At 71.8% G+C, this 390-nt stretch carries 1 pseudogene; it reads right to left on the bottom strand.

The features are described from left to right. Positions 1–390, bottom strand: a pseudogene (locus G3I78_RS50530) (hypothetical protein); the annotation flags it as partial.

Here is a 390-nt window from a genome sequence, read left to right as displayed (position 1 = left end):
GTCGCGCAGGTGGTTCTCCGCGGCCTCGCGCAGGGCCTTGGCACGCTGCTCGTCGGTCATGTCGAGGTACCCGGATGGGAGCGGGATGTTCTCGTAGTCGCGCAGGTCCGGGTCGGGCGCCGGGCTGCCCTTGACGACCACGGGGTCGACGTCGGGGTCGGGGACGGCCGCTGCCTTGAGGATCGCACGCTGTGTCTTCGCGTCGATCGTCACGTCGAGCTTCGACGCCGCGGCGACGACGTCGGCGAGCGCCGCTCTGAACTCCTTCTCCGAGGCCCAGCTCTGCTCCGCGCCGGCCGCACCCTCACGGAGAAGGGGGTGTGCGTCGTCGGGCAGGAGGGCCGTGACCTCCGGCGTGACTTCCCAGCGGCGCCGCAACGGACGCTCGAC

This window comes from Streptomyces sp. SID13726 (genome assembly GCF_010548375.1).
Taxonomy (GTDB): Bacteria; Actinomycetota; Actinomycetes; order Streptomycetales; family Streptomycetaceae; genus Streptomyces.
The sequence above is the reverse complement of the archived record's forward strand: the minus strand, read 5'-3'. Positions and strand labels throughout refer to the sequence as shown.